This is a genomic window from Neobacillus pocheonensis (genome assembly GCF_050477905.1).
Classification (GTDB): domain Bacteria; phylum Bacillota; class Bacilli; order Bacillales; family Cytobacillaceae; genus Neobacillus; species Neobacillus pocheonensis_A.
Genome location: NZ_JBCNAD010000073.1, coordinates 1 through 21017, shown reverse-complemented (window position 1 = coordinate 21017; position 21017 = coordinate 1). Strand labels below are relative to the sequence as shown.

General features: G+C 40.4%; 19 protein-coding genes. All 19 read right to left on the bottom strand.

The annotated features are described in order from the left end of the window. Positions 1–183 (bottom strand): hypothetical protein (locus ABES02_RS27960; protein WP_430141084.1); only part of this gene is annotated, 183 nt, incomplete at its 3' end. 291 nt (positions 184–474) lie between these two features. After that, entirely contained in the window at positions 475–1026 is a 552-nt protein-coding gene (locus ABES02_RS27955; protein ID WP_430141083.1) for a DUF2179 domain-containing protein, read from the bottom strand. 54 nt (positions 1027–1080) lie between these two features. Continuing rightward, entirely contained in the window at positions 1081–2250 is a 1170-nt protein-coding gene (locus tag ABES02_RS27950) for a UxaA family hydrolase (RefSeq protein WP_430141082.1), read from the bottom strand. Beyond that, positions 2251–2550 carry a UxaA family hydrolase gene (locus ABES02_RS27945; protein WP_430141081.1) on the bottom strand — a complete coding sequence of 100 codons (300 nt, stop codon included), beginning with the start codon at positions 2548–2550 and terminating at the stop codon, positions 2251–2253. Positions 2551–2564: 14 nt separating this feature from the next. Next, on the bottom strand, positions 2565–3836 hold the full coding sequence (locus tag ABES02_RS27940; RefSeq protein ID WP_430141080.1) for a lactate racemase domain-containing protein: 1272 nt from the start codon (positions 3834–3836) through the stop codon (positions 2565–2567). A 79-nt stretch (positions 3837–3915) separates the two neighbouring features. Next, a complete protein-coding gene (locus ABES02_RS27935) occupies positions 3916–4833 on the bottom strand; it encodes a glycine betaine ABC transporter substrate-binding protein (protein ID WP_430141079.1) in 918 nt (305 codons plus the stop codon). 19 nt (positions 4834–4852) lie between these two features. Next, positions 4853–5593 carry an ABC transporter permease gene (locus ABES02_RS27930; RefSeq protein WP_430141077.1) on the bottom strand — a complete coding sequence of 247 codons (741 nt, stop codon included), beginning with the start codon at positions 5591–5593 and terminating at the stop codon, positions 4853–4855. 12 nt (positions 5594–5605) lie between these two features. Then, complete coding sequence (locus tag ABES02_RS27925) at positions 5606–6610, bottom strand: ABC transporter ATP-binding protein (protein ID WP_430141076.1); 1005 nt, start codon at positions 6608–6610, stop codon at positions 5606–5608. A 17-nt stretch (positions 6611–6627) separates the two neighbouring features. Next, a complete protein-coding gene (locus ABES02_RS27920; protein ID WP_430141075.1) occupies positions 6628–7314 on the bottom strand; it encodes an ABC transporter permease in 687 nt (228 codons plus the stop codon). A 158-nt stretch (positions 7315–7472) separates the two neighbouring features. Further along, entirely contained in the window at positions 7473–8810 is a 1338-nt protein-coding gene (locus ABES02_RS27915; protein ID WP_430141074.1) for a (Fe-S)-binding protein, read from the bottom strand. Next, positions 8810–10216: an FAD-binding oxidoreductase gene (locus ABES02_RS27910; protein ID WP_430141073.1), complete on the bottom strand. Its 1407-nt coding sequence runs from the start codon at positions 10214–10216 to the stop codon at positions 8810–8812. Before ABES02_RS27910 ends, ABES02_RS27915 begins: the two co-directional genes overlap by 1 nt. Before the next feature lie 11 nt (positions 10217–10227). After that, positions 10228–11103: a DUF6282 family protein gene (locus tag ABES02_RS27905; protein WP_430141072.1), complete on the bottom strand. Its 876-nt coding sequence runs from the start codon at positions 11101–11103 to the stop codon at positions 10228–10230. A gap of 186 nt (positions 11104–11289) precedes the next feature. After that, positions 11290–12654: a sigma-54-dependent transcriptional regulator gene (locus ABES02_RS27900; RefSeq protein ID WP_430141071.1), complete on the bottom strand. Its 1365-nt coding sequence runs from the start codon at positions 12652–12654 to the stop codon at positions 11290–11292. Between the two features lie 2 nt (positions 12655–12656). Then, positions 12657–14753, bottom strand: a complete 2097-nt coding sequence (locus ABES02_RS27895; RefSeq protein ID WP_430141070.1) for an ATP-binding protein — start codon at positions 14751–14753, stop codon at positions 12657–12659. 119 nt (positions 14754–14872) lie between these two features. Further along, the gene (locus ABES02_RS27890; RefSeq protein ID WP_430141069.1) at positions 14873–16651 is read right to left on the bottom strand and encodes a nitrilase-related carbon-nitrogen hydrolase; all 1779 of its coding nucleotides are present in this window, start codon (positions 16649–16651) and stop codon (positions 14873–14875) included. A 70-nt stretch (positions 16652–16721) separates the two neighbouring features. After that, complete coding sequence (locus ABES02_RS27885; RefSeq protein ID WP_430141068.1) at positions 16722–17645, bottom strand: alpha/beta hydrolase; 924 nt, start codon at positions 17643–17645, stop codon at positions 16722–16724. Between the two features lie 263 nt (positions 17646–17908). Then, complete coding sequence (gene larE, locus ABES02_RS27880; protein WP_430141066.1) at positions 17909–18712, bottom strand: ATP-dependent sacrificial sulfur transferase LarE; 804 nt, start codon at positions 18710–18712, stop codon at positions 17909–17911. 31 nt (positions 18713–18743) lie between these two features. Then, positions 18744–19703, bottom strand: a complete 960-nt coding sequence (locus ABES02_RS27875) for an alpha/beta hydrolase (RefSeq protein WP_430141065.1) — start codon at positions 19701–19703, stop codon at positions 18744–18746. Between the two features lie 251 nt (positions 19704–19954). Continuing rightward, positions 19955–20605, bottom strand: coding sequence for a hypothetical protein (locus tag ABES02_RS27870; protein ID WP_430141085.1), 651 nt, complete (start codon positions 20603–20605; stop codon positions 19955–19957). Positions 20606–21017: the final 412 nt, after the last annotated feature.

The following is a 21017-nucleotide window of genomic DNA, read 5'->3' as shown; positions in this document are numbered from 1 at the left end:
ATTCGCACTTGTATGGACTCTCATGTTGAGTGCCGGATTGATACTATTCTTTAGAGTGTCTAAATCAAAAGCATCTAAATCACATAAAAAAGAAGAGCCGACAAGAAGAAACAAAAAGCAATCAGCTTGATGAAAGTGCCATGGGGACGGTTCTAGTGGCAGCAATGAACTTCTTTTAACCAAGAGAACCGTCCCCGTGGTTATTTAAAGATAGCGTTACATGATCATCATTTGGATAATTAGGATCATAGATAGATGTATTTTATACATTCTTCCTGCTTTTGGGAATAAACAATAACCCTAACCTCGCCAATCTGGTCAATAAAATAATAAAGAACCTCCTCAATTTCAATATGAGAAGGTTCTTTTGCGTTTCCCAAATTCCTAATTATGGCGGTTGATAGTAGAGCAACTTTTGACTAAGAAATTCGGTATTATTATATTTTTTTTTATTAAAGATTAATTTTTATCCTTCTAAAGATTTTTTTTTTCACTTATAGGTTTATAATGTGGTTTGCCAGGAATACTTTTCAAAAACCCGCCCATAAAGTATTTTGGTTCGTAGCTGACGATAAACGCTTGGGGATCAAAGCTTAATATTTCTGCATATAAACGGGATTGTAACCTCCTTGCAACCATTATCGAAAGGTATAACCTCTCACCTTCCATTCCATCTGCTAACCATCCTGTTACCCCATAGCCTTTTTGACGAAGTAACGGCGCTAGTTCTTGATTATACCTACTTGTAATCACTTGAACCGCGATGAATCCTAATGCCAACCATTCCTCGAGTTTTATGCCGACAAGAATACCAATTCCATAGCTAAGACAATAAACGATCAGGTTGATGGGATGTTCAAGGTTATCAAGGACAATCTTAAGCGCAACCACATAAATCAGAATATCCATACAGCTAACTGCCGCTGCAATATATCGATATCCTTTTATGGTTACAATCATGCGAATGGTTAGCAATGATACATACAAAATTTGCAAAATAATGATAGTCAATAAGGGTATTAACATGATTCATCACAACCCCGAAATCAAATGGAAGGTCCTAAGATTCTTTAAATGAAATTATGGTAACCGGGTGACACAGAATTGTTCATCATGACCAAGTATTTCTGCTTTCACTTGTTTTCCGGATGCCACTGCCAAAATTTCTTGGTAAATGTCATGACCCATTTGTTCGAATGTCTTTTCGCCCGTTAAAACCTGACCTGCATTGATATCAATATTTTCTTTCATCTTTAAATAAGTTTTGGGATTCCCAGTGAGTTTGATTACTGGTACCCCAGGAAAACCTGTTGGGGTTCCCCTGCCTGTTGGAAAAAGGATGATTTGGGCACCCGCTGCCACTTGCCCAGTTGAAACCTCGCCATCATGTCCAGGAGAATCCAGTAAAAACAATCCTTTTTTATCTGGTTGATGTCCGTATTGAATGACTCCGCTAAATGGTGCCTTACCGGACTTTTTCATACTTCCCAATGACTTTTCGACTACACTCGATAACCCGCCAGCATAGTTCCCTGTTGAAATTAAATGGGTACGGTCTTTATTACTAGAATTCTGTGTTTGTCTTCGCAGTTTCTCTTCTGTAAGATAAATAGTCTCTCGAATTTCTTTTGCGACTTGTTCATTCAAAGCTCTTCTCGCTAGTATCTCTTCCGTCCCAATCAATTCAGTGATTTCACTTAAAATCGAAGAACCTCCTTGATAGACTAGTTTATCAGAAGCTATTCCCAGTGAAGGATTCGCAATTAAACCGGATGTCATGTCCGAACCGCCACAGTTTAATCCGATCATGAGTTCACTGACTGGGACCTCTTCCCTTACTTGGCTTGAAGCGATTTGCTGCATTTCTCTCGCAATCTTCGTCCCTTTATGAATCGCAGCCAATGAATCTCCCTCGGATTGAATCACAACCGTTTCTAGCATTTTGTTCGTGGGGGCAATACCATCGGCTAATTCATAAGGCGCAAACCTTTCACAGCCCAAGCCGACAACCACAACTCCTGCAAAATTGGGGTTTTTCCCAATGGCAATCAATGTTTTTGCTGTCACTTCAAGGTCTTCCCCAACTTGAGAACATCCTACAGGGTGCCTGAAATAAACGGTGCCTGGCACCTGATAGGCAATTCTTTCAGCGACCTTTGCTGAACAAAACACAGAAGGAATAATGGCAATTTGGTTCCGAACACCTACTGAACCATTTTTCCTTCTATAGCCCATAAAAGTATCTGGCATTTATTTCATCCCCCGATCACAATACATATTATGGTTATGAATATACCCACCCTTTTTAACAAACTCTCTCAATCTTCCAATCTCTTCCCCATATTTTAGGACACTTTCACCTTTTCCGATGTCAACAAGCGCGAATTTATGCCCAAACGTAATATCTTCCAATACCGTTACGACCTCTACACGATTACCGAACCGGACTTCACAATCGTCCCCCTGTTCTAGATCCGTGAGAGCGACGGCTACATTATCAGAATCATCAATCACCAGTGCGGTTTTTTGCTGAATCATCAAGTTCTCCAATCTTCATGCTCCTTTCATACTGAATGTGCTGAAACCATCCATTTGTTTAGTAGATTCCCATCTCGATCAAACGACAAGTTGTGCTGCTTTTTTACGGTAAACTCTTGATCCGTTTTCGCCAATTCATCTAGAACCGATCGTGATACACTGATTTTGCTTAAATGAAGGGTATTAGGAATTTGAACGATTTTTATCGATTCTTTATTGATTTTTGGTCCTAAGCTGAGGATGGCTGTTTCGACTGCTTCCTTTTCTGTCGCGTATATCATCGGAAGCATTGCTCTTCGTAAATAGGTAGCCGTAAGTGCATTGGTATACGTTGATTTTCGATCTATTTTATCTACTAATCTTTGCGTCGTGAAATCTGCCAATCCTATTCCTTGCGCATTTCCAAATGACTGTTCCGCGATATCTAAAATAACGATTCTGTTTACAGTAGGACGAACTGGTTCAGGGACACCATCAATTCTCCATCTGCCAATAATATTTGGGTCCATGCCAGTTCCGCTATAGCATTTGCCCATTTCCTCAATGATTAAAACATCGATGTGATCGATGGGTAGACTAGGCATCATCGCTTTAGAATACTGGAGAAGTTCGGCTTCCTTTTCATGCCACTGATTTTTAGAAACACCGACTAGATCTGCGGTTTCATCAAAACCATTTTCTATGATCGCCAACCCCATTAAAATAGGGCTATTTTGTAAGGCGAATAACGAAACGTCTTCAATATTTTCTGCCATCTTTAATGCGCCATCACTATGGACAAAAGAAGCCCCTTTCATCTTTCCGAGTCCAATCGTGATCATTTTACTTAATCCGCTTTCCACTTTTCCTCTAAACGCGGTATGGGCCTTTATGCGATTGATTACTAGAATTCCATCCGCATGAAAGGCATTTTTATCCATATAGACAGGCTGCCCTTTTTCGGTATGGCCTAAAAGTTCGACCTCCATGGACGAACGAATTTCTGCACCAATACTTTCTTCTGTAATCCCCAGATGGTGAAGTACTTCAATTTGTCCTTGTGCGGTTGCAGCCCCATGGCTTCCCATAGCAGGTACTAAAAAAGGTTTATATCCTGCAGCTTTTAAATAATTTACGCATTCCCGCAGGATTTCAACGATATTGCAAATCCCTCTGCTTCCTGCGGTAATCGCAATTTCCGACCCTTGCTTCAATCCCGTGACTGGAAGGATTTTTATCAGTTCGCTGTGTATCTTACCTGGAATATCTAATAACCTCGTAGCAGGGAACTTTTGCTCAATTTCAACCATTTCAAACATTCGTTTCATTCCTTATCAAGAAATTGTTGATGAGGGTCAAGCATGACCCCCATTTTCCATATCAATCTTTCAAAATGATTTATTTAATAAATCCATTTTTACTCAGCCACTCTTTGGCAACTTTTGTCACATCCTCGTGTTTCACATCGACGCGGTAGTTAAGTTCTGTCATCGTTTCTTCATTTAATTTAGCGGCCATTTTGTTTAACAGTTCTTTTGCTTCAGGATTTTTCTTTAATGCTTCTTCACGAACGACAGGTACGGCATTATAAGGTGGGAAGAATTGTTTATTATCTTCTAACACAACTAAGTTAAACCCTTTGTTACGTCCGTCTGTTGTGGTACCCATTGATACTTGAACTTGTTGCTCTTTTAAAGCATTCAATACAAGACCGTTGTCCATTTTCACGATATTTTTCTTTGGAAAAGTGAATCCATATTTTTTCTGGAGTCCGATTAAACCATCTTGACGAGAAAAGAACTCAGCATTGGAAGCAAGTTTTAATTTGCTCGCATCCTTATTTACAGCATCCGCAAGGTCTTCAAGCGATTTTATCCCTAATTTTTCTGCCGTATCTTTGCGCATTAATACGGCATATGAGTTATTTACATCGGATTTATTTAACCAAACGAGCCCGTTCTTCGCATCGATATCTTTTACTGTTTGATACGCTTTATCTGGATCTGTCACCACATCTTGCTTTAAAAAGACGATTAGGGCCGTTCCTGTATATTCCCAATACAAGTCAATTTGGCCGTTCTCAAGCGCCTTACGGACCACTGTACTGCCCATTCCGTCAGCTTCTTCGACATCATATCCATTTTCTTTTAAATAAAGCGCCGTCATTTTTGTTAAAATATGCTGCTCTGTAAAATCCTTCCCGCCTACGGTAATCTTTCCTTTATTCCCACCAGAACCACTTGTCTTATCTGAACCGCATGCTGCAAGAGTCATAATTAGAACCATCGTACAAATGAATAGAAACCATTTTTTCATCTTCGTTCCCCCTCGTTTTTTAGATTGTTTCGATTTTATGTTGTAACCCTTTTGGCATGATGACTTTTTCAAAAATTCCGATCATGAAATCTATGATTATAGCTAATAATATAACAGGAATGGCACCTGCCAACATCAGACCAGTGTCATAAAGGGCAATGCCCGAGAAAATTAAATCTCCTAGTCCTCCTCCACCAATCAAAAAAGCAAGAGCGGCTGTCCCAACATTAATAACAATAGCAGTGCGAATTCCTGCTAGAATCGCATAAGAAGCATTTGGGAACTCCAGTTTCCATAAGATCTGCTTTTGAGTCATTCCCATTCCTTTTCCCGCATCCATAATGGCTGGATGAACAGAATCGATCCCTGCAATCGTATTGCGCAAGATTGGCAGCAAGGAAGTAAACCATAAGCCAAAAACGGCTGTTTGCCACCCAATCCCAAGATAGGTCATGACAAGTGCCAGGATCGCAATGCTTGGAACCGTTTGCCCTATGTTGGCAAAGTTCAACACAATAAATTCATATTTTCGAAATTGAGGTCTCGTTACAAAAACCCCAAGTGGTACCGCAACACAGATGGCAGCTAACGAAGAAATAGCCACTAACGTGATATGTTGGCCAAGCAGGTACATAACAGCACTCGTGTTCTCTTCAATGTAAGTAAAGGACCCATTTTTTGCTGCATAGATCACGAGAGCAAGGATGAGTAAATACAGCAGGATCCGAATGATCCATTCTGCTTTACTTTTCTTTTTCATTTCGCCACCACCTTACCGTACAATTGTTTGTAATTTTGTAGGATGAACACCAGTTAAGATTTGAAAATCAGAGATACTTATGATTCCATGTGGATGATTATGATGGTCGACGACGGCTGCTTCTCCAGTTGGGGAGGCTAATAAAACAGATAATGCGGTTCGTAGGTCTGTATCAAGTTTAACCGATTCCCTATTTACTTCATGAGGGATTGTTTGAGAGCGTCCTAATTTCTTCCCTTTATGGAGTAATTCTTTTACGGTTAAGAGAGAAAGTCGTTTAATTTCACGGTCCGTTCCGATAAAGTCCCTTACAAATTCATTTCGTGGATTGGATAAAATATCGTCAGGTGTTCCAAACTGCATTAAACTCCCCTTATTGAAAATAGCAATCTTGTCACCTAGTCGAATCGCTTCATCTATATCATGACTCACGAAAAGAATCGTTTTCTTCATGTGTTTCTGAAGACGCAGAAATTCATTTTGTAAGTGATCCCGAATAACAGGGTCAAGAGCGCCAAATGGTTCATCCATTAACATGACGGGAGGATCTGCCGCCATGGCACGTGCAACCCCAATTCGCTGTTGCTGTCCGCCTGATAGCTCCCAGGGAAAACGCTTACGATATTCCTCAGGGTCGAGGCCCATCATCTCCATTAATTCCTGATAACGGCTTTTCATTTTCTGTACATCCCAGCCAATCATCTTTGGCACGACGTTAATATTTTCTTCAATGGTCATATTCGGAAACAACCCATTTTGCTGGATGACGTATCCGATTGAACGCCGTAATTGAATGGGATCTAAAGAATTAATTTCTGTTCCTCCGACTTCGATGGTTCCTTCTGAAAGGGGAACAAGACGGTTGACCATCCGTAGCAGAGTGGTTTTCCCACAGCCGGACGGGCCGATTAAGACGCATATTTCTCCCTCTTCCACTTTCATATTTACATGATCAACGGCTTTTACTTTTTCTCCTTGTCTTTCATAGACTTTAGTTACACCCTTGAAAGTAATCATAGGACCACATCCTCTAACTATTTTGAATGAGCTGTTTTTGGTGAAATTCTCTTTTGTAATCGACCTAGTAAATAATCAATCGTAATGGCCATTAAAGAAACGGAAACCGCACCAACCTGTACCATGGCTTTGTAACTGGTTGAGATGCCCGTTTGAATGTATTCTCCAAGCCCGCCTGCCCCAATATAAGCTGCAATCGCCCCAATTCCTATCGTTAATACGATCGCGGTACGAATACCGGCCATGATGACTGGAAGTGTAATGGGAATTTCAACTTTGATGAGCCGCTGCCAGGTTGTCATCCCCATCCCAATGGCGGCATCCCGCATGTTGGGATCGACGTTTTTTACAGCGATAAAGGTATTACGGATGATTGGAAGCTGAGAATACAATACAAGTGCAACAAATGCAGGTAAGAATCCAATGCCTTGGTTGATGATCGAAAAGATTGGAATCATTATCCCGAAAAGTGCAATACTTGGGATGGTCATCAAGATACCTGCAACCGATAACACTAAATTTGAGAGTGTTTCATGCTGGCTAATATAGATTCCAAATGGTACACCAATTAGAATCGCCACACAGACGGAAAGCCCAACCAATTGAATATGTTCCCAAGTCATCATGAGAATTTCATCCCAGTTCGATTGAATCAATTGAATAAATTCCATTACTCCTTTTTCCTCCCCCTCATTTTCTATCATTCAAATCATCCTACTAAATACTAATGCAAGAGTTGTGCCAATTTAAATATCGCTGGTTCATCATAACTTCTTTATGAAATTTTTATTAATTTTCAGAATATTGTTAAAGAAATCTTCTACTGTGTAAAAATTTTTTGCTTTTTTATTGATGAACCCTGCTATTGAATCCCGCAAGCTTCAGCTAATGCCTCGACGATATGCAAGACTTTCACCCGATTCGCTAATCCACTTCGTTCGACACCTAGTTTCATTTGTAATAAGCACCCAGGATTTGCTGTCACAATCGTCGTTGCCTTGGTCTTTTCTGCCTTTTTCATCTTTTCATCTAATATGTTCATAGACTCACCATAGTTGAGAATATTATAAATTCCGCCTGAGCCACAACATCTGTCGCTGCCATCCATTTCGATATAGCGTGTTCCAGGTATCGAACGAAGAAGCTTCCTTGGTTCTTCCCAAACACCTTGAACATTCCGTAAATGACAGGAATCCTGATACGTCATGATGCCATTCCATTCTTTCTTAAATGGCAATGGACCAAGTTGAACGAGTAGTTCCGTAATGTCTTTTGATTTTGAAGCAAAGGATTTGGCTCTGTTGAACCAATCCGGTTCATCTTTCAGTAGGTGATCATATTCACTTAGTGCTGCCCCACAGCCGCCAGCATTGTTGATATAATAATCAGCACCGGATGCCTCAAATGCGCGAATATTTGCTTTTGCCAGTTTCCTAGCTTCGTCTGTTAACCCCTGATGAGCATGAAGAGCTCCGCAACAGTTTTGCTGAGCAGGGATGACCACTTCACAGCCAACCGATTGGAGAAGTTCAATCGTTAATCGATTGGTTTTATACATCATCGCATCCATAATACACCCTGAGAAAAAAGCCACCTTCGCTTTCTTCTCCTCTTTTGGTGGAAACACATCCCCAAACTTATGCCGTTTTAAGGGTGATTCCAATTCGGGGAGGACTTTTTCCATCTGACCCATCGACTCGGAGATTTTATTCACAACTTTCGTCTTTTGAACAAGCTTATTTAAGCCCGTTTTTTGATAAAACCACGCCAAGTTTCCTACCGTTCGAAGACGTTTATGATGTGGAAATAGTTGTTTTAAGGTACCATTTCGTATTTTCATTTGCAGATTAGATTTTTGTTTCGCTTGTTCCTCGTTTTGCTGTTCTGTGATCACTTCTTTTGCCGCCTCATAGATGTGCCCATATGGAACGTTTACGGGACAAGCCACTTCACACGCGCGGCAGCCGAGGCATAAATCAATCGGTTTCGCGAGGTCTTTTTGGAGGTCAATTTTTCCTTCTGCCGCCATTTTTACTAGATTGATTCTACCTCGAGGTGATTGCGACTCCCGGCCCATCGATTCGTATGTAGGACATGCGGGTAAGCAATAACCGCACTGAACACATTGATTGGCAGCATCATAGGAGAGCTGGAGCAGTTTTTCTTGATACTTATTTTTAGACAGGGTTTTGGTTTCCATTAGGTTAAGACCACCTTTGTTTGACCCGGTTGAGGAAAGATTTTTCCTGGATTCAAGATGTTATTGGGATCCCAGGCCTCTTTAATTTTTTGCATCATGAGAAGGCCTTCCTTCCCCAATTCCATCTCCATGTACGGGGCTTTTAACGTGCCGATCCCATGCTCCCCTGAAAGGGTACCACCCAATTCAATCGCTGCCTCGAATATTTCACTGACCGCACTTTCAACCCGTTTCATTTCTTCCAGGTTTCGTTTATCAGTAATAATATTAGGGTGAAGATTTCCATCTCCCGCATGGCCAAAAACGACGAGATTTAGGTCGTATTTTTTTCGAATATGTTGGAGTTTTTCCACCATTAAAGGAATTTTACTTCTGGGAACCGTTGCATCTTCCGATATTTTGGTGGGCCCCATTTGGGTGATCGCAGGTGAGACCATTTTTCGTGCTTTCCAAATGTCGTTTCGTTCCGCTTCTGTCTGCGCTACTTTCACATTTGTCGCACCTTGTTCCCGGCAAATTTCTGCGCATTTTGTCATCTCTTCTTCAATGCTTGATGGATGCCCATCTACTTCAATAATCACAATAGCTTCTGCATCAGTAGGGAGTCCGCTTGGGTGGTAATTTTCAACGGCACGAATACAAGCATTATCCATCAATTCCATTGCACTCGGCAGAATACCGGAAGATAAAATCTTTGTAATCGCATGTCCTGAGTCATTGAGGCGGGAAAAAGAAGCTAACAGTGTTTTTCTGGCAAGAGGTTTTGGTATGAGGCGCAAAATCGCTTCTGTGACGATCCCAAGCGTCCCTTCCGAACCGACAATAAGCCTCGTTAAGTCATAGCCTGTTACATTTTTCACCGTTTGTCCGCCCGTGCGGATAATTTCACCCGTTGGTGTTACTACCTCTAAACCAATGACATATTCCTTTGTGGTCCCATATTTTAGTCCTTTTGGTCCGCTGGAGTTTTCAAGTAAATTCCCACCAATGGTCGAGACATGTGAGCTGCTGGGATCGGGTGGATAAAATAAATCGACTTCTTCTGCTTTTTTATGGATTTCCCCTGTAATAACACTCGGAGAGGTGATGGCAAGAAGATTTTCCCTGTCAATAATCAACTTCTTTTCAAACTGGGACATATCAAGTGTCATTCCGCCTTTTACGGCTAATGATCCACCGCTTAAAGAAGTGGCTGCCCCTCTTGGATAAACGGGCGTTTTATATTCATTCGCCAGTTTTACGAGCGCAGCTACTTCCTTCACATTTTTCGGTTGAATCACGATGTCCGGCAAATATTCTCCAAATGAGGCGTCAAAACTATAGGAGTATCGATCAGACAAATCTGACAAGATTCGGTTTTCCGGAATAATCGTTTTAATTTGATTGATCAACTGTTCCTTTATCATGTGTCCCACCTTTATAAACCAAGAAGTTTCTTTGGATTGTGAACGATCATCTTTTGAATCTCATGGTCTTTAATCCCGTTTTCCACTATTTCCTCAACAAAATTGCTCAGCGCTTCGATTGGTGGAATGTTATGGTCCTGACCGTAATCCGTCACAAGGACACAGGAATCTGCACCAATTTCACGAATGGTTTCGGCCATCTGGGACACCGTTAAATCGTTGAAATCTTCACTACAAGCCATATAGCATTTCTCAATGATTGCCCCTTTTCTGGCAAATTCTTTCTGATAACTAATGGGTACGGGGGCAATTCCTAAATCGGCATGCTGGATCAAAATCTTTTCAATATGATGTTCTTTTGCCGCATCCATCAATGCCGAAACCTCTTCTACTGATAAGTGCCCTGTTGCGAGCATAATGTTTGCTTCCCCTATAAGTGAAAGGATTTCGTGGACATGGTGTTTTATTTGTTTGTTCTCATCCAGGATGGTCAATCCTTCCTCTCCCATTGGCAAAGGTTTTTCACTATTAAATAACCGCGTTTTCTTTTTACCGAAATGACAACAGTGCTTGTTAGCAGAAATGGTAGGCATCCAAATGACCTTTGCACCGAGCCTGATTGCCGCGTCAACGGCCGCAGGTGAAAGTCCGCCCGTAAAATCATTTAAAACAAGTCCCCCATAAACATGAAGACCCGGCTCTTTTAACCGTAATAACGTTGCTCGGTCCACTGTAGATGCCTCGTGTGCTTTCAGAACAACTCCTGCCATTTTAGCCTTTATCACATCTTCTATGAGTTCCCAATCGGTTTGTTTTCTTGGAAAGATACTCGGATAGCTATGGCAATGTAGTTCAATGGCACCTTCAAGTAGCGAATGATAGTTCATATTTACATCTCCTCATTCTATTTTTCTTGTACATTATTATTTCTTGCAAGATTGATGCCAATTAGGAAGGGCATCATTGCTGTTATCTTTGTTATATTTTTTTAAATATTGTAAAAATTTTTTACCATTTCATTCTTTCCCATCTTGGAAACGTCAAAATGCCATTTGACTAAGCAAATGGCATTTTTAATGTTCAAGGTATTTATTCATTTTATATAAGAGCCGTTGCCTTGAGACACCAAGTTCTCTTGCTGCGGATGAAATTTGTCCATGATTCTCCTCAATGGCATGGATAATGATTTGTCGCTCTATTTCCTCCAGTTGCTCTGGAAGCGTTTTTGATTTATCAGGGACGAGTGTTGGTATGGGTTGCGATTGCATGGACTCCTGAATTTCGCGAGGAAAATCCTGAATAGATAAATCTTCTCCATTACATAAAACAACGGCTCGCTCGACAGCATTTTGAAGTTCTCGAACATTACCCGGCCATTCATATCCAATTAAGATTTTCATTAATTGGGAAGAAACTTGGTAATTTCTTTTCATCTTGCTTCGATGCTTTTCTAAAAACTCTTCAATGAGATAAGGGATATCATCTTTGCGTTCTCGGAGTCCAGGGACGTGTAAATCGACGATATTTAATCGGTAGTACAAGTCTTCCCGAAACTTTCCTTCTTGGACCATTTGTTTTAAATTCCGGTTTGTGGCTGTGATGATTCGAACATCCACCTGTTTTAGCTGGTTGCTCCCAAGGCGCATAAAGGATTTCTCTTGCACGACTTGGAGAAGTTTTGCCTGAAGGGATAAGGGTACTTCCCCAATTTCATCTAAGAAAATCGTTCCGTTTTGGGCTGCTTCAAATTTCCCGGCACGACTCGCCGTTGCACCGGTAAACGCACCCTTTTCATAGCCGAAGAGTTCACTTTCCAATAAATGTTCTGGAATTGCCGCACAGTTTACGGCAATAAATGATCCTAACTTTCGTTCACTTAAATCATGAACCATCCTGGCAATCATGCTTTTACCTGTCCCACTCTCACCATGAAGGAGAATGGTCGCATCCGTTGTAGAAACACGCTCGATCATATGATAGATCTGCTTCATTTCTACACTGGTACTAATAAACCCCTTGCCAACTTCAAGGTGTTTAAGACGCTCCTTTAAATGCATATTTTCACGTTTCATGCCGATAAAATTGTAGGCTTTATTGATGATTAATTCGATTTCATCCAGTTTTGCAGGCTTTACGATATAATCAAAGGCCCCAGCCTTCATGGCAGAAACAGCACTTTCGACGTCACCATAGGCAGTCATAATAATAAATACTTTTTCAGGATAAAGCGAACTGAATTCATCTAAAAGATCCAATCCATTGGCATCTGGAAGATTTAAATCAAGAAAAACAATATCCACGTTATTTTCTTGGATTCTTTTTCTTGCCTCTTGGCCATTTGCCGCAATCGTAATTTGATAGCCTTTTTTTCGAAAAGACAGAGACAATGCCCGTAATAGTCTAATTTCATCATCTACAAACAAGAGGTTCTTTTTCATGTTCATCCTCCCTTAGGTAATTGAAAGTGAATGGTTGTCCCTCTATTAATCTCACTTTCTGCCCAAATTTTCCCATCATGTTGCATGATGATTTCATGCACAATCGATAGACCGAGACCGGTTCCATCTTTCTTAGTGGAATAAAATGGGTTAAATATCCACTTGATCTGATCGGGAGGTATGCCTTCCCCTGAATCAGAGACGGAAATATGCCAGAATTCAATCTCGTCTTTTATCGTAATAGAAATAATACCTCCATTTTTCATCGATTGAAGGCTGTTTAACAAGAGATTTAATAACATTTGACTAAGTTTATGCTTATCACCGATGACAATGGCATTGCTCATTGGATAATCTGTATAAACTTTAACGTTATAGTCATTAAACTTATTTCTTAATAGATTTAATAACTCATTTATTAGTGGGATTAAATCAATGGGAACGGTTTCATTTCGCGTATCACCTTTGGTGAGTTTTAAGAAATCGGTTAACAATTTATTCATCCGGTCGGAAGATACCAAAATATCATCCGTCAATTCTATAATAATTTCATTTTCTTCGTCATTACTATCCATCTGTAGTTTGATGGTTTCAGCTGCAACTTGAATGATGCTGAGAGGATTTTTTATTTCATGGGCAATCCCTGCAGTCAGTTGCCCTAATGAGGCCAGGCGTTCACTTTGTTTTACATATTCTTCAAGTTTCTTGATCTCACTTACGTCTCTAATCACAAGAAGTGAGCCAATATATTCATCTTGTTCCCCTTTAAACCGTGATGTATAAATCCTTACATCATGCATTTGTTCTTGTTTATCGATAATTTGGCTTTCGACCTCTTGGAACGCTTTTCCTTCCTTCAATGTTTTCAACAGAACAGATTCCTGCGTTTCCAGTTTGATGGGCAAATGAAAAATATCGCCGCCTACTACTTCATCCCGTTTGGTTCCCATCAACTCTTCTGCCCCTTTATTAAAGGTCATGATTCGACCTTCCGGATCGGTGGTGATGACCCCATAAGGTATGGATTCTAGTATATAAAACATGCTTAATTCTTTATCTCGTAGTTCCTTGGCCATTTCTGACAGTAGGAGGGAGAGATCCCCCAGTTCATCGTTTGTATCCAAGGGATGAAACTTGTCTCTCTTCCCATTTCTATATTCCTGGACTTGTTTGATGAGTGACATGACAGGTCGAACGATTCTAGATGAACTGACCACGGCCAGAAAAAGAGAAATCATTAAAACCAACAAAAATCCTTTTCTTAGTAAATGGGTAACGGGGATAGCGGGTGTCAGGGCTTGTTCGATTGGCTCAGCAACGAGAAGACTCATTCTTCCCAATAAAATCGGCCTGTTTGAGATAACCATTTTGTCGTTAAACAGAGTCCCATTCCAGATCTCAAGCCGCTCTTTATTAATGTTTTCAAGTACATCTTTTTCTTTTATTTTTTTTCCAATATATTGTGTATTGGTATGGGCAATAATGGTTCCATTTCGATCGACTAGGGCATTCATCCCTTCCTTTCCAATTGCGAATTTTTGTAAGTGCTCTGAAAGGATGTTTAAATTTAAATAGGCAATCACTGCACCTAAAGAATTCCCCTCTTCATCAAGCGAAGGATAGGCAACGGCTATGGTTTTACGGCCGTCTGGGAGTTCAATCATGTTCGAAATATAACTTGTTTTGCTCCAGGACAAACGATCTAAAATAGAACGAACATCCTTTGGATTGGTCAACTGGACATCGGGGATCCGAAATTGGAGTTTATTTCCTTGATAGGCCTCAAAAAATAAGTAAAGAGAATCCTCAGCGAGAATCGTTTCCACGTCTGGCTTGTAGGAACTATTGCTGTTGTTGATGTCAGCTATCTCGACAATGGGGGAAACTTGCCTCATATTTCCCGTTACATTTTGAATAATAAGTTCAATTTGTTTTCCTAATGTACTAGCAATCAGTTCGTCGCGATTCTCCATTTGGGAGCGAACCGAGGCATTTAGAACATTGACGGTAACGAAATAGAGCGAAGTTAAAACAAATAAGACCACGACGATAACGGTAATGACAAATCTTTTGGTAAGCCTTGAATGGAATAATTTCATGAATAATACCTCAAGTTGCTTAAAGTAAAGGATGTATCTTCCGGTACCAATAGACAGTTTTTTTAATTTATTCGCTAAACAATCGGCATTTCCCTCTAAAAAACGTGAATTTTCTAACTTTATGTCGGATTCTCATGTAAAATGCGAGTTTTGTTCTTTAATATCAGAGGCCGATAGTGATGAATTCTTCTCGTTAATAAAAGTTTTCGTTGATCAAACCACCAATTTGGATTTGGCTTCGTTAGAGGTACAAGAAGTACTTCTTCCTTATGGGAAGAAGCCATAATAGGGACGTCTCCCCCATAGATCGGATCAAGCGTATATAAAGCACTCCCGCCTCTGCATCCAAGACTTGTACCTGTAAAATTCGCAACTAGTGTTTTAGCTTGTGAGAATCTAGCAATCGCGTCCCATGTGGTCATGGTGTTAGCTGGGAATTTATGTTCCATCATCTTTTCATGGAGAGACATGATTTGACCAAATTCACCATACCAACTGGAGGGAATTAAAATGAAATCTGCTTTTTTTACAGCCATTATGCCAGCTATTTCGGGAAATGCCGCGTCCGAACCTACGATGAGACCGACACGGCCGATTCCATTTATAGGTTGGACAACTACGTTTTCTCCAGCTGTTGCCCAGAGTTCCTCCTCTTTTGTCAAATGGATTTTTCTCGCTTTTGCAGTTATTTCACCATTAGGTCCAATGACAATGACCGTGTTATAAAAAAGATGCTGGTCCCTTTCGATCATTCCAAACACGAGATGGATCTGATGTGCGACAGCAAGTTTCTTCATTTCTTCCACGGTTTCATCATGAATGGTTTCGCCAAGCTGCTGAATGGTTGTCGGATCAAGTGAATGAACGGGTCCAATTAAGGAGAGTTCCGGACAAACGATCAAGGATAACATGCATTCCTCTTGTTGACTTTTCATCGCTGCTTCCTCGATAAGCCTGTTTATTGTTTGGAGATTCGCAGCTTTATTTGCAATTTCAGGAGTGTATTGTAAGAGGGCAGCCGATTTTTTTACCACGCTACCCTTTTTATCTATTAAATCTAATTCTGAATCGATCCACGGTCCAGAATACAACAATAATTCATGATAAAGAGATGGTTTACGTTCATTTAATCTAGTTTTTGCCGGGTTCGTATATTCGTGTGGATCAAGATCGGCAAATAAAATGGTAGATTCATCCTTTGCCTGTTCCTCTGCCACATATGGTGTCTCCGCTAGCTTTTCCCCCCTTGTTGACCATATGGCACTTGCACCAATCATGTGATAGCCATTTTCTGTATTGGATCGGTTTGCCCCCAATACATATAAGCCATTCATCTCTGCCCATGCCTGTAGCATCGATAAGGCTCCACCCGTGGAATTGGTAGGATAACAAAGAATATCCGCTCCGTTTATTGCAGCCATTCTTGCGGATTCAAAATAATTGGCATCAAAGCAAATGATGATGGCTATTTTACCGATTTCCGTTTCAAAAACCGGTACACCTAAATCCCCCCAACTTGCCCAAGTATCCTCTGTAGCCCATTGATGGATTTTACGATATTTGCCTATATAACCATTAGGACCGATAAGGGCAGCAGAATTATAAAAAAGCCCGTCATGATCATCGACCTCGGCCATTCCAATCACGATATGGGTTTGATAACGCGTGGCAATTTCTTCAAACAGCGCCGTTGTTTTTCCAGGGATGGTATCAACATATGGACGGATGGCAGAGCGATTTTCATAATGATACCCTGTGGTCGACATTTCAGGTGTGACAATTAGTTTTGCTCCTTTTTCTGCTGCTTTTTTCACCACCTCCGCTAAATTCTTAAGATTATCATCCAAATTGTTTAAGATTGGGTTAAATTCGATCACTGCAGCTTTAAATGGCTCCACGGTCAATCCTCCTAAAAGTAATCTTGAAAAAACAGATGGCAAATTGCTTGCCATCTGTTAGATTCATTCTTTACGCCTGGAACTGAACTAATCTTTCTTTCGTTTCCTTTTCAGGCAGATACTGTTTGAAAAATGTATTTAACTCTGAAATCATATACTGGAAAACATCATCTTCATGATACATAAAGTCATTGTGTTTACCATCTAAGACCGTCAATTGTTTTGGTTCATTTGCTGTTTCATATAAACAGTAGGCTTCGTCGACTGGATGCAGTAAATTGTCTTTTCCGTGTGCGATATAAAGTGGAACCTTAACATCACGTACGGCAACTTCTGCCTTTAACCCAATAATCGAATCGGTAAACTGTAAAGTTGCTTGATGTCCGAATGCTGAAAAGACTCTAAGTTCTTTATTTACATAATCTGCAGTTGCTGGATCAAGAGGATAATGAATAAACGGATCTGCCATTTGTGATTTACCCGTTAAGACGCGTTGCTTACGATCTTCCTCAACTACTTTTACTATTTCGGTCCACTCCACATAGGAATGAATGGATCGTAACCATCTTTCGCCATCATAAAAACCATTTAAGGCGGCAACCGCTTTCACCCGCTTGTCTTTTGCTGTGACACGGATAACATTGGAAGCCCCCATGCCCCATCCAAGTAAGCCGATTCGATCAGGATCCACTTCATCTTGTAGAGAAAGGAATGTAATGGCATTTTGAATGTCTTCTACTTGCTCATCTAAAATAACACGACCTTCTTCTCCTTCACTTTTGGCAAAACCCCGATAATCAAAGCCCAAACACACATAACCTGCTTCTGTTAGATTCCTGGCAAATAACTTTGGATAGAAGGCATTAATTCCTTGGTAACCAGAGTTTGGGATAATTGCTGGGCGCTTTTCCCCAGGCTTATAGTCATCTGGAAGATAAAGCGTGCCATCTAATTTACATCCTTCACTGTAAAAATGGATCTGACGTTCGATCATGTCTTTTACCTCCAATTATTGAAAAAATAATATTCACTAAATAATAATGCAAGTAGTGTGCCATTTTTTTTATACAAGAGGAATTGTCCTAATGGAGGCATTAAACAGTGAATATCGTATTCTACTAATTGTAATTCAGAAAATTTGTAAAATTTCTTTACCATGTTAGATGATTTTTATGACAACTTACCAACTCTTTCAATAATTGGCACGATAACAATAAAAAAAAGCTTTGGAAATACCAAAGTCTTTTTTTACAAACTCTATTTAGCTAAAACCTTGTTCATACTACCACTTTGATAGCCTATTAAATCTAACGTTATATATTTGTAACCGTAATCTTGAAGCTCTTTTACGATTGAAGAATGATTATCCAGAACCTTTTTCATATCGTTAGGTTCTACTTCAATTCTGGCAATATCTTGGTGTGTTCTCACCCTAACTTGGCGGACATGTAGTGTTTTTAAAAAAGCTTCTGCTTTTTCAACCTTAGTGAGTTTTTCTTTTGTAATATACTCACCATAGGCAATTCTTGATGATAAACAAGCAAATGAAGGTTTATCCCAGGTTGGTAAATCAAACTGACGTGAAAGTTCTCTAATTTCTTGTTTATACAAATTTGCTTCTAAAAGGGGGCCTCGTATTCCCTTTTCTTTAGCTGCTTGCATACCTGGTCGATGTTCATTCATGTCATCGGCAATGACCCCATAAATCACATTCCGATATCCCATGTTTTCCATAATAGGAATTATATGATCAAATAAACTGCTTTTACAAAAGTAACATCGGTTCTTACTATTCTCTGAATATCCTGGTATAGCCAATTCAGAGGTTTGGATTACTTTATGTTTCACGCCAATTTTTTCTGCAAGATCCTTTGCCACTAAAAGCTCACTTGAGGGATAAGTTTCAGAATCAGCTGTTACAGCAAGGACATTATTAGTACCTAATGTATCTACAGCTGCCTTTAATAAAAACGTACTATCTACTCCACCTGAGAATGCCACCACTACTGAATTCATTTCTCGAAGAATAGACTTTAATAGATTATATTTATAGGTTAACATGAGTCCTCTCCTTCAAAATTATTCTTAATCCTCAGCCGAAAAACCCTCGTCTTAGTGCTTCTAGCCTGTCCCGATACTCGGCTATGGTTACGCGTGCCTCTGATACTTGCCATGCTGCGTGATGGGCACCAGGATAGACATGAAGTTCCGTTGGTACGCCCGCTCGAATCAGGCGCTTGGCAAAATCCATGCACTCGTCAACAAAGAGATCAATAGCACCAACACTGATAAAGGCCGGTGGTAACCCAGAAAGATCCTCCGCTCTTGGTGCCGAAGCATAGGGAGACACACCCTCGCCACCCGATTCGCACCCTAAAAGAGCCTGCCAGCCGAAACGGTTGTTATCAGGGGACCAAGAGTATTCACCAGTATATGGATGTGGTTCTGCAACACAGGTTCTGTCGTCAAGCATTGGGCTCTGAAGTCTTTGAAAAATAATGTTTACTTCCCCCTGATCGCGTGCAAGCACTGCAAGACATGCTGCAATGCCACCACCTGCACTTTCGCCCCCAATGGCTATCCTTTCGAGATCCACTCCGATCTCGTTTGCATTCAAATGCATCCATTTCAGTGCTGCATAGCAATCTTCAACTTGTCCAGGATGTTTGGTCTCAGGTGCCAGGCGGTAATCGACTGAAACGACCGTACATCCTAGCGTCGTCGCCAGAACAGCATTGTCTTTATTGCAATCATCTGCGGACCGAAGAACCATTCCACCACCATGGATATGTAAGTACCCCGGTCTCGGAGCAGGTGCATGGATTGGTGTGAATAGGATAATACGTACATCGGGCGCACCAGGAGGACCAGGAACTTGTTTCTCGGTTACCTCAACAGGAAGGCCTTCCGGGATTGAGACGTCCACCTGTTCGTTAAATGCTTCACGCACTCTAGCAAGGGTTTTATAAGTCAAGTGTAATTCTTGCATGTCATCAGTCATTTTCTTTAAATCAGGATCGACTAAATAGGCGCTCTTCTTTACAGTCATCATCCCACCACTCCTGTTTTATGTACTGTTAGCCATTTTTACTATAAACGCAATTTGTCGGAATAGTCAATGTATTGTTACCGATCACTTTAATCAGGAAACAAAAAATTGGAGCAACGCGTCCTTTTCCCAGCATGGAAGAATAGGACCGCGGACTCCAATTTAATAATCTGTGTTTTAAAGCAATAAATCAATGTATGTTATACAATCCTTTTGTTGACAATTCTATGACCCGAATTATCTTAACAAGATAGTCATTTATTCTCCCGAACCATATCACTTTTTAACAATTCCTTCACCTTTTGATCAATTCTCTCGATTTCAGCTGATGCGTTTCTCCACCAGTTTCGGCTCCAGATACGTTCAATGGTCCAGCCTCTGCTTTCAAGGAATCGCTGACGGTAGACGTCTCTTTCCATCGCATTTGCGGAGATATGATACATGGCTCCATCGCACTCGATTCCCAAAATATAACGGGATGAATCTATCGGGTGAACAATAGCCATGTCAATACGGTAACCGGACATTCCTTCTTGAGTCGTGACTTCATCCCCAAGGTTTCTCAATTTACGATAGACTTGTGATTCAAATGGAGCATCAAAATGCAAATCTTTATCCTGTATATGCGTACTTACATTTTCATTTATCTCTTGGACAACGGCGTTGATCTTATCCATTTGAGCGTTTGATACAGATCGAACATATTTAAGATAGGCTTTCAGTAATTTAGGTCCTATTTGAGAAGTATTGGCCACATTCAGTTCTTCCGGTTCAATACTTGAAACCACAATGATTCCCTCTTTTGCCCTTGTCACCGCGACATTCAGACGGTTTTCCCCGCCTTTTTGATTCAGCATCCCGAAGCGGTTATAAACCTTTCCTTCCTCGTTTTTCGCATAAGCAATCGAGAAGAGGATAACATCCCTTTCATCCCCCTGGACATTTTCAATATTTTTGACAAAGACTCTTCATCAAGATCTCTCGTTAATATTTGGTTGTAAACAGAGCTAAATGAATTTGCCCTCTCCTTAATTGATAAAGTCAAAAATGAATATGAACTTGCATCCGATTCTTCCACTTTAACCGTGAAAGATTTGAATAAGTTAATTGCTTATAACAAATTTAAAAATAAAGGAATCCTGGTAAACCTTGCTAAAAAAGTGAGTATTACGGAGAAAAGGCAGTTTATAAATTGTAGAGTTGGCGAACAGTGACTGTCACTGTTCGCCATTCAAGTTCCTTTCGTCAAATAAGAAAAAGAAAGTGGAGAGGTTCTGGGTAAAACTAGTCTTAAAGCTTTTTGTAGTAGCAGCTGTT

What these genes read in the sequence shown, in the direction of transcription:
- ABES02_RS27940 (WP_430141080.1), bottom strand. Translation starts at nt 3,836, where the DNA reads ATGTTTGAAATGGTTGAAATTGAGCAAAAGTTCCCTGCTACGAGGTTA.
- ABES02_RS27905 (WP_430141072.1), bottom strand. Translation starts at nt 11,103, where the DNA reads ATGAACTATCATTCGCTACTTGAAGGTGCCATTGAACTACATTGCCAT.
- ABES02_RS27895 (WP_430141070.1), bottom strand. Translation starts at nt 14,753, where the DNA reads ATGAAATTATTCCATTCAAGGCTTACCAAAAGATTTGTCATTACCGTT.
- ABES02_RS27915 (WP_430141074.1), bottom strand. Translation starts at nt 8,810, where the DNA reads ATGGAAACCAAAACCCTGTCTAAAAATAAGTATCAAGAAAAACTGCTC.
- ABES02_RS27935 (WP_430141079.1), bottom strand. Translation starts at nt 4,833, where the DNA reads ATGAAAAAATGGTTTCTATTCATTTGTACGATGGTTCTAATTATGACT.
- ABES02_RS27925 (WP_430141076.1), bottom strand. Translation starts at nt 6,610, where the DNA reads ATGATTACTTTCAAGGGTGTAACTAAAGTCTATGAAAGACAAGGAGAA.
- ABES02_RS27950 (WP_430141082.1), bottom strand. Translation starts at nt 2,250, where the DNA reads ATGCCAGATACTTTTATGGGCTATAGAAGGAAAAATGGTTCAGTAGGT.
- ABES02_RS27930 (WP_430141077.1), bottom strand. Translation starts at nt 5,593, where the DNA reads ATGAAAAAGAAAAGTAAAGCAGAATGGATCATTCGGATCCTGCTGTAT.
- ABES02_RS27885 (WP_430141068.1), bottom strand. Translation starts at nt 17,645, where the DNA reads ATGATCGAACGTCAGATCCATTTTTACAGTGAAGGATGTAAATTAGAT.
- ABES02_RS27910 (WP_430141073.1), bottom strand. Translation starts at nt 10,216, where the DNA reads ATGATAAAGGAACAGTTGATCAATCAAATTAAAACGATTATTCCGGAA.
- ABES02_RS27920 (WP_430141075.1), bottom strand. Translation starts at nt 7,314, where the DNA reads ATGATAGAAAATGAGGGGGAGGAAAAAGGAGTAATGGAATTTATTCAA.
- ABES02_RS27955 (WP_430141083.1), bottom strand. Translation starts at nt 1,026, where the DNA reads ATGTTAATACCCTTATTGACTATCATTATTTTGCAAATTTTGTATGTA.
- ABES02_RS27900 (WP_430141071.1), bottom strand. Translation starts at nt 12,654, where the DNA reads ATGAAAAAGAACCTCTTGTTTGTAGATGATGAAATTAGACTATTACGG.
- ABES02_RS27875 (WP_430141065.1), bottom strand. Translation starts at nt 19,703, where the DNA reads ATGATGACTGTAAAGAAGAGCGCCTATTTAGTCGATCCTGATTTAAAG.
- larE (WP_430141066.1), bottom strand. Translation starts at nt 18,712, where the DNA reads ATGTTAACCTATAAATATAATCTATTAAAGTCTATTCTTCGAGAAATG.